The sequence below is a fragment of the Globicatella sp. HMSC072A10 genome (genome assembly GCF_001811625.1).
Taxonomy (GTDB): Bacteria; Bacillota; Bacilli; order Lactobacillales; family Aerococcaceae; genus Globicatella; species Globicatella sanguinis.
Genome location: NZ_KV805780.1, coordinates 1 through 402, shown reverse-complemented (window position 1 = coordinate 402; position 402 = coordinate 1). Strand labels below are relative to the sequence as shown.

General features: G+C 28.1%; 1 protein-coding gene. It reads right to left on the bottom strand.

The window, feature by feature from the left end; all coding sequences use genetic code 11:
- Positions 1-402 (bottom strand): transposase (locus tag HMPREF2811_RS08260; protein WP_141749295.1); only part of this gene is annotated, 402 nt, incomplete at both ends.

Genomic DNA, 402 nt, shown 5'->3' with positions numbered 1-402 from the left:
CATCGTAAGCATTAAAAAGAATATATTCATCTACTAAATGATAAGCCTTTTCCAAATCAGGATGAATTTGAAGTATCAGTTCGAATAACTGAGCCTTATTGATATAGCGTTTTAATTTACGGTTGTATTGGGGCTTATTATGAAAATTACTTTTTCGATCAAAGAGTAGAAATTTCCAGTTTTTTAGTAGATAATATTCAATAGAATCGGAATGGTATTGATTCATAATCAGTACTCTGATTTTATCTAAGCTATCATTTAAGTTCTTGATGACATGGAAAGAGTCAATGCAGATGATAGCTTTTTTAAAATGTATTCGTGCAATATCATAGTATGTACGATACATATCAATACAGACATATTGGACTTTTTCTTTTTCTTTCTCATTTAAATGATAAAAAT